The organism is Nesterenkonia marinintestina (assembly GCF_025420485.1).
Taxonomy (GTDB): domain Bacteria; phylum Actinomycetota; class Actinomycetes; order Actinomycetales; family Micrococcaceae; genus Nesterenkonia; species Nesterenkonia marinintestina.
Genome location: NZ_JAOEFD010000023.1, coordinates 1 through 8066 on the forward strand (window position 1 = coordinate 1; position 8066 = coordinate 8066).

Annotated in this window: 8 protein-coding genes; 5 read left to right on the plus strand and 3 right to left on the minus strand. The window is 70.6% G+C overall.

The genetic code is table 11. From position 1 onward, the window contains the following. Positions 1-212: 212 nt before the first annotated feature. Both N7E59_RS11650 and N7E59_RS11655 read right to left on the minus strand, forming a co-directional pair. The gene (locus N7E59_RS11650; protein ID WP_261625109.1) at positions 213-1895 is read right to left on the minus strand and encodes a sodium:solute symporter family protein; all 1683 of its coding nucleotides are present in this window, start codon (positions 1893-1895) and stop codon (positions 213-215) included. Beyond that, entirely contained in the window at positions 1895-2236 is a 342-nt protein-coding gene (locus N7E59_RS11655; RefSeq protein WP_261625110.1) for a DUF4212 domain-containing protein, read from the minus strand. The genes N7E59_RS11650 and N7E59_RS11655 overlap by 1 nt, the downstream gene beginning before the upstream one ends. A 307-nt stretch (positions 2237-2543) precedes the next feature. On the opposite strand from N7E59_RS11655, the gene N7E59_RS11660 reads away from it, so the two are divergent. Genes N7E59_RS11660 through N7E59_RS11680 form a run of 5 tightly spaced genes read left to right on the plus strand, consistent with a single transcriptional unit; the run spans position 2544 to position 7545 of the window. After that, positions 2544-3047 (plus strand): hypothetical protein, encoded by a 504-nt coding sequence (locus N7E59_RS11660; RefSeq protein WP_261625111.1) that lies wholly within the window; start codon positions 2544-2546, stop codon positions 3045-3047. A 43-nt stretch (positions 3048-3090) separates the two neighbouring features. Then, positions 3091-3501 carry a hypothetical protein gene (locus N7E59_RS11665; RefSeq protein ID WP_261625112.1) on the plus strand — a complete coding sequence of 137 codons (411 nt, stop codon included), beginning with the start codon at positions 3091-3093 and terminating at the stop codon, positions 3499-3501. Further along, positions 3498-5270: a sodium/solute symporter gene (locus N7E59_RS11670; protein WP_261625113.1), complete on the plus strand. Its 1773-nt coding sequence runs from the start codon at positions 3498-3500 to the stop codon at positions 5268-5270. Before N7E59_RS11665 ends, N7E59_RS11670 begins: the two co-directional genes overlap by 4 nt. Further along, a complete protein-coding gene (locus tag N7E59_RS11675) occupies positions 5271-6707 on the plus strand; it encodes a sensor histidine kinase (RefSeq protein ID WP_261625114.1) in 1437 nt (478 codons plus the stop codon). A gap of 43 nt (positions 6708-6750) precedes the next feature. Next, positions 6751-7545 (plus strand): LytR/AlgR family response regulator transcription factor, encoded by a 795-nt coding sequence (locus N7E59_RS11680; RefSeq protein ID WP_261625115.1) that lies wholly within the window; start codon positions 6751-6753, stop codon positions 7543-7545. Here N7E59_RS11680 and N7E59_RS11685 read toward each other — a convergent pair. Further along, a partial coding sequence (locus N7E59_RS11685; protein WP_261625116.1) for a hypothetical protein occupies positions 7527-8066 on the minus strand: 540 nt, incomplete at its 5' end. The genes N7E59_RS11680 and N7E59_RS11685 overlap by 19 nt on opposite strands.

Genomic DNA, 8066 nt, shown 5'->3' on the forward strand with positions numbered 1-8066 from the left:
CCCGACGCAATAGGTAGCTGACTGCACGGGAACCCCCCCTCCCTCACACGTCCGTCTCTCCTCCCGAGCGCCCTGCCTCACACGTCTACCCCGAATGCCCGTGTCCCCCGTCGATCGACGGGGGACACGGGCATTCGGGGTAGACGCAAGGGTCCGGGAGGGGCGGGTGGGGTGCGGCGACTCCCCTCAGACCCGCCGCACCCCGGTCCGAATCAGTGGGTGTCCACCCGCTGACCCGAGGGGACCGCCGGGTAGCGGATCTCCTCGACCATCTCCTGGACGTGCTGCGACGGCGGGGCCGTGAGCAGCGAGACCACGATCGTCACGGTGAAGTTCAGCGCCGCACCGATCGCACCGATGCCCTCCGGGCTGACGCCGAAGATGTGCTCGTTGGCCTCCAGACCGAACACCTCGAGGGTGTAGATCATGTACGTCGCGGTGAACACGAGGCCGGTGAGCATACCGGCGGCCGCACCCGTCCCGTTGGCCCTCTTCCAGAAGATGCCCAGAATCAGGATCGGGAAGAACGTCGAGGCCGCCAGTCCGAAGGCGAACGCCACCACCTGGGCCACGAACGCCGGCGGGTTGATGCCGGCGATGATCGCGACGATGATCGCCACGGCCATCGCGATGCGACCGACCATCATCTGCTGGGCCTCCGAGGCGCCGTCCTTCTTGATGACCCGGAAGTACAGGTCGTGGGAGGCGGCGGAGGAGATGACCAGCAGCAGTCCGGCCGCGGTGGAGAGCGCGGCGGCCATCGCACCGGCGGCCATCAGACCGATGATCGGTCCCGGCAGTCCGGCGAGCTCCGGGCTGGCCATGACCAGGATGTCGTTGTTGACGATCAGGTCCGCCCCGGAGGCCGGGTCGTTGGAGACCGATCCGATGGTGTCCACACCGTCGGCGACGGTGACCAGACCGGTCTGGCCCCAGGCGTCGATCCAGTCCGGCAGCTCGTCGGTGCCCACGCCCTGGACGCCCTGCAGCATGTTCAGTTTGGTGAACGCGCCGACGGCGGGAGCCGTGAGGTACAGCAGAGCGATGAAGAACAGCGCCCAGAACGCCGAGTAGCGGGCGCCGCGGACCGTCTTGGTGGTGTAGAACCGGATGATCACGTGCGGCAGGCCGGCGGTGCCGAGCATCAGCGACGCGGTCACCAGGAACACGTCGATCTGACCGCCGGCGCGTCCGGCGAACGCCTCGGAGAACTCGTGGAGTCCGAACTCGACGCTGAGGGCGTCCAGCTCCGAGAGGATCCGGCCGTAGGAGATCTGCGGGATCGGGATGTTCGTGGTCATCTGCGCCACCGCGACCGCGGGGATCAGGTAGGCGATGATCAGCACGACGTACTGCGCCACCTGGGTGTAGGTGATGCCCTTCATCCCGCCGAGCACGGCGTAGAAGAAGATGATCGCCGCGGAGATGATGACGCCGACGGTGATCTCGACGTTCAGGAACCGGCTGAAGACGATGCCGCCGCCGTTCATCTGGCCGACCACGTAGACGAAGGAGACGACGATGGCGGCGACGGCGGCGATCAGACGCACCGACTCGGCGTAGCGCTCGCCGACGAACTCGGGGACGGTGAACTTGCCCCACTTACGCAGGTAGGGGGCCAGCAGCAGGGCCAGCAGCACGAAGCCTCCGGTCCAGCCCATCAGGTAGACCGAGCCGTCGGAGCCGAGGAAGGCGATGAGTCCGGCCATACCGATGAAGGAGGCCGCCGACATCCAGTCCGCGGCGACGGCGGCGCCGTTGGCCAGTGTGGGCACGCCCTGTGAGGCGACGTAGAACTCCTTGGTCTCCTTGACCCGTGAGCGCCAGGCGATGGTGATGTAGATGCCGAAGCTCAGCAGGATGAAGACCGTGGTCCACAGCTGTGTGCTGTCCATCAGTGGTCACCTCCTGCGGCGGTGGTGTTGTCGGGTGTCTCGAAGACTCCGAACTCCTTGTCGAGCCGGTCCATCGACAGCGCGTAGATGAGGATGAGCACGACGAAGGTGATGATGGATCCCTGCTGGGCGAACCAGAGGCCCAGCGGGAATCCGCCGATGACCACGGCGTTCAGCGGTTCGATGAACACGATCCCCGCCAGGAACGAGACGGAGAACCAGACGGCCAGGAGGATGAGTACGAGTCGGATGTTCTTGCGCCAGTATCGGCGGCGCCAGTCTCCGTGGGGTGCGGGGGGAGGGGCGTCGTGAGATTCGCCCTCTGGGGCCCGATCAGACATCGGGGCGGCTCCCTTCTCTGTGGTGCGGGTGAGGCGGGACTCCGCCGCGGCGGTGGCCCTGCGCGGCGCAGACCTCACGCCTGCGCACGGGTCAAGACAACTGCGCTGTGAGCTGACTCACAAGTAGGCGGAGCGCTGGTGGTGCGATGTCGTCCGTGGGCGGTGCGAACTCGTCCGCGAACGGTCTCGGCAGGGCTGGGCCCCGTCCGTGGGGCCGCAGCCGCCGTTCGCGGCCCGTATCCGACCGTTCGACGACGACGTCGGCGAGCGCATTGGATGTGACCGGCCTCACCTCTACTCTCGAGGCATGACCACCACGGCCAAGGAATCTGCCCAGACCCGCCCCGCCGCCCGTGACCGCGGCATCTTCGGCGAGGTCGGTCGGCGCCTGGCCGAGGGCCGCAGGACCGGATGGGGCGTGTTCCACGCCGGATCCTCATCGATGTTCATCGGCGGGCTGATGCTCATCGTGTGCTCGTTCCTCCCCTGGATCATGATCCCGATGGGGGAGGAGACCTTCACCCTGCGCGGCACCGACGGTCCCGGGATGGTGACGCTGGCGCTGGGCTTCCTGGCCTTCGCCGGGGCCTTCATCCCGAAGCGTCGGCTGGCGATCGCGCACTCGCTGATCCCCGGGGTGCTGGTCGGCCTGGTGGTCGGCCTGCAGGCGATGCGGCTGATCCAGTTCTCGGCGACCACCGGCAGCTGGGGCGCTCTGCTGCCCGGCATGGGTCTGGTGCTGGCCGCCGGCGGTGCGGTGATCCTGCTCCGCGTCGGAGTGCGCATGTGGCGGGCCAAGCCGACGACCTGACCCTCCGCCCGGTCCTTTCGCAGCCCGGGCCTACACTGAGGCTGTGACCGCCGAGATGCCCGAACCGCTGATGCCGCCGGCCTCCTCCGAGATCCGGGACACCCCCGCCGAGGTCGACGCCGTCTTCCGCACGGTCCGGCGCGTCTCGGGCACCTACTTCCTGCTGTTCCTGCTGCTGGTGGCCAGCATCCCGGTGTTGGCGAACACCCTGGACTGGTGGACCGAAGCGCGTCTGTTCGGATTCAGCCCGGACTTCCTGGTCGTCGCGATCGGGCTGTACGCCGCGTTCACCGTCATCGGCATCCTGGCCGCGACGCTGACGACCTCGGTGGAGTCGCGCATGCTCGGAGGCGGGACCGGAGACACCGCCGTCGCCGCGTTCTTCGACGCCGACGAGCCGCCGGCCGATGTGTTCGGGGAGGACGTCGGCCGCCCGGTCGAGGACGCCCGGTGAACATCACGGCGGTGGCGACGCTGACGTTCGTCGTCGTGATCGCCCTCATCATCGCCTTCGTCACCCGTCCGCGCGGCGACTCCACGGTCGACTTCTACCTCGCCGGACGGCGGGTCGGAGTGCTCACCAACTCGTGGGCCATCTGCGGCGACTACATCTCCGCGGCCTCCTTCCTCGGGGTCGCCGCCGCCGTCTACCTCTTCGGCATCGACGGGGCCTGGTACGCCGTCGGGTTCGCCGCCGGGTTCATCCCCGTCCTCCTGCTCATCGCCGCACCGCTGCGCCGCTTCGGCGAGTTCTCCCTGGCCGACTTCCTCGGCCGACGCCTCCGCTCCGAAGGAGTCCGGCTCACCGCCGCAGGCATGGTGCAGATCATCATCCTGGGCTACCTCATCCCGCAGTCGGTCGGCGGCGGCATCACCTGGCAGCTGCTCGTGGGCCACGGCCTGTTCGGACTCTCCCCCTACGTCACCGGGGTCGTGGTCTCGCTGCTCGTGATCGCGGTGGTCGTCGCCTTCGGCGGCATGCGCGGAGCCACCTGGTATCAGGCGGTCCAGTTCATCGTCGTGCTCCTGGCGCTGATCTGGCTCGCCTCGGTCGCCGTCGCCGGGGGATTCGACTACGGCGACGCCGTCCGCGACCTCAGCAAGGAGCCCCTGACCAGTCCGGCCCACACCTCGGAGGGGTGGGAGCTGCGCACCCAGGCCGACCGGATCGACCCCGACCGCGACGCCGTCTTCGGCCAACCCGGGGCCCAGTACACCCAGCTGGGGCAGATCGCGCTGGTCGTCACCCTCGGGCTGGGCACCGCCGGACTGCCGCACGTGATGAACCGGTACTTCACCGCCCCGTCGGGCCGCGCCGCACGCACCACCACCGTCTGGGTGCTGGGCCTCATCGGCGCCTTCTACGCGCTGGCAGTCATGATGGGCACCGCCGCCCGACACGTCATCCCCGACGCCGTCGCCGAACACCCCTGGCTCGAGGAGCTCACCGTCGACGGCGTGCTCATCACCCCCGAACACGCGCTGCCCGCACTCGGACGCATCTACGGCGGCGAACTCGGTCTGGGCATCATCTCGGCGGCCGCACTCATCGCCGTGATGTCCACCGTCGCCGGGCTCCTCCTGGCCGCCGCCGCCACCTGGGGCCACGACGTCTACGAACGCCACGTCAATCCTCAGGCCACCCCGCGCCAGGCCGTGTGGGCCGGACGCCTGATCACCCTGATGGTCGCCGCCCTGGCCGCCGGCGCCGCGATCGTCCTCAGCCCGGGAGACCTCGGCCCCTCGACACCGGCCCTGGTCACCACCATGGTCACCTGGGCCTTCGCCGTGGCCGGCTGCGCCCTGACCCCGGTGCTCCTGCTGGCCATCTGGTGGCGCCGCACCACCGCCGCCGGGGCGGTGGTCGGCATGCTCCTCGGCGGGGGAGGGGCCGCCGCCGCGCTGCTGATCGCCGAGACGATGCCCGCCTCCCCCTTCCGTGACCTGCTCGCCGCCCCCACCCTGATCTGCGCGCCGCTGGCCGGGCTCGCCGCGGTGCTCGTCTCCCGGGCCACACAGCCGCCGCGCGACGTCGACGCCGCCTGGGTCACCATGCACGGCACCGCCTCCGACCGCCGGGCCGAACGTCTCGCCCGGCTCATCGCCGCCGCCCCCTCCCGAGGGGTCGGTCAGGAGAGCCGCGCAGACTCGCGTCGCGAGATCGACGATGATGGGTCGGAGGAGAAGGGTCGTCGCACCCAGCTGCGAGGAAGGAGACGCTAGATGCGCGGAAGCGCCGCACTGGCCGCCGTCGTCGCCGGGATCTGGCTGCTCGTCGCCGTGGTCACCCAGGTCCTGGTCTCCCCGGCGCTGGAGACGCTGCCCACCCTCGTGGTCGGAGTGGTCCTCACCCTCGCGGCCGTGCTCGGCTACCCGTCCTTCCTCCGCGGACGCCGCGAGCGGCAGGCCCGGCTGGCCCGCTCCGCCCGTCGCGACGGGCACAGCCACGAACCCGACGCCGGGGACCTGGCCGCCGCCGCACGCTCCATGTCGCTGCGCTCCGGGCTCACCCCCGAGGCGGCGGCCCGCACCGTGAGGCTCCTGCGGCCCATGCTCTCCGGGGACTCGGTCTCCATCACCGACCGTGAGGACATCCTCGCCTTCGTCGGCCCCGGCTCCGACCACCACCGCCCCGGCCACCAGATGCGCACCGAGGCCACCGTCCGCGCCTCGGAGCGCGGTCGCACCGTCGAGGCCAAGACCCCGGAGCAGGTCGGCTGCCGGGTCGAGGGGTGCCCGCTGTCCTCCGCCGTCGTCGCGCCCCTGGTGGTCCGGTCCCGGGTGGTCGGCACCCTGGGAGTCTTCCAGCGGGGCACCGCCACCCCTCCGGTCCGGACGGTGGAGGACATGGCCCACATCTTGGCCCTGCACCTGGAGATGGCCGAGCTGGACCGCGAACGGCAGATCGCCGCCCATGCCCGACTGGATGCCCTGCGGGCCCAGATCAACCCGCACTTCCTGTTCAACGTGCTCAACACGATCGCCTCGAAGTCCCGCAGCCGACCCGACGAGGCCCGCGAACTGCTCGTCCGGCTGGCCGAGTTCTTCCGCTACACCGTCCGCCAGGAGGGACACTTCGCCGACTTCGCCCAGGAGTACTACTTCGTGCGCACTTACCTGTCCCTGGAGCAGGCCCGCTTCGAGGACCGGCTCCAGGTCCGCTACGACATCGACCCGCAGGTGCTCACCACCCGTGTCCCGGTGCTGACCATCCAGCCGCTGGTGGAGAACGCGGTCAAACATGGGCTGGGGCCGAAGACCGGCCCCGGCACGGTCCGGCTGAAGGCCCGCGCGGACCCGCTCGGCCGGACCGTGTCGATCCGGGTCAGCGACGACGGCGTCGGCATGCCCGACCAGGTGCTGCGCGAGCTCACCCGCAGCATCACACACCCCCAGGAGACCGCACCGCAGGACGGCGGTGCGGAGGTCGATGGTGGAGGATCCGATGGTGCGGGATCCGATGGTGCGGAGACTGCGGACCCGGCCGAGGTCGGGGAGCCGACCCCTGACGAGCGTGGTCCCGAGTCCGCCCACGCCGGCGTCGGACTGCGCAACATCATCGAGCGCCTCGACTTCCTCTACGGGGACCGCTATGACCTCTCCGTCAGCACCCCGTCGTCCGGGGGGACGGTCGTGGACCTCCGTGTTCCGCTGAGCTGACGAATGGGGACCGGGCCCCGGCGCCCGAACTATACTTCTGAGCATGCAGACCCGTGCCCTGATCGTCGACGACGAAGCGCCTGCACGGGAGGAGCTGAGGCACCTGCTCCGGGAGATGGGCGAGGTCCCCGGGCAGGGACCGGTGCGGGTCGTCGGGGAGGCCACCGACGGCGAAGAGGCCCTGCTGCTGCTCGACTCGCTGGACTACGGGCTCGTCTTCCTCGACATCTCCATGCCCGGACTCAGCGGGCTCGAGATCGCCGCCCGCCTGGCCGAACGCCCCCACCGCCCGAAGGTCATCTTCACCACGGCCTACCCCGAGCACGCGGTCGAGGCCTTCGACCTCGCCGCCGCCGACTATCTGGTCAAACCCTTCGACGCCGACAGGCTCCGACGAGCCGTGCTGCGCGCCCTCGGAGCCGCCGAGACCGGCGGGAGCGCCGAGTCACCCGCGGAAGCCTCCCGGGAGGCCGCGACGGAGGAGCGCCCGAGTTCGGGACGAGACCGGCTGGTGCGCATCCCGGTCCAGCGCGACGGGCGCACCGTGCTGCTGCCCGGGGACTCCATCGTCTTCGCCTCCGCCGAGCGCGGCTACTCGCAGATCCGACTGGCCGAGGAGTCCGTGCTGGTGTCCTTCTCACTCAACGAGCTCGAACGACGTCTGGCCGGACACTTCTTCCGGGCGCACAGGTCCCACCTGGTGAATCTGCGCTACGTCAGGGAGCTGCGGCACACCGCCGGGGGCACCCTGGTGCTGGTGATGAACGATCGCGCGCGCAGCCGGGTGGAGGTCTCACGCCGTCACGTCCGCGCCCTGCGTCAGCGCTTGGGAGTCTGAGCGCGCTTCGCCCCGTCTCCGTGCCCGCCCCCGTGCCCGTCGCCCGCACCCTCGCCCGGGGCGGTGCCGCGGGACGGTCCGGTGTGCGGAGCAGAGGAGGATCCCCGACGGGATTCTCCGGCGGGCTCCCGGGTCGGCTTCCAGGCCCGGTAGCAGCCCAGCAGCAGGTACCCGGCGATCAGCGCCAGAGCGATGAGGCCGTCGACCACCGCCACGCCCCAGGCGTCGGCGGCCTGCGTGTTGTTCACGGCGATCATGGTGACCGCCGCCTTGTGCAGGATGCTCAGCTCCAGCACCCCCGGATAGGAGGTGGGGCGCCACGCCACCAGGGCGAACAGCCCGGCGAAGACGACCAGCCCGCAGGCCCGCCAGGCGTCGGAGATCAGGGTCGCGTCGGCGGAGCCGCCCAGCCGGGCGAGCTCGAAGCCGGCCGTGCCCGCGGCGATCAGCGCGGCGACCACCAGCAGAGCGCGTCCGGTGACCTGGGTGCGGGGAGCGGCGGGGGGCCCCCCCGGGGGGGG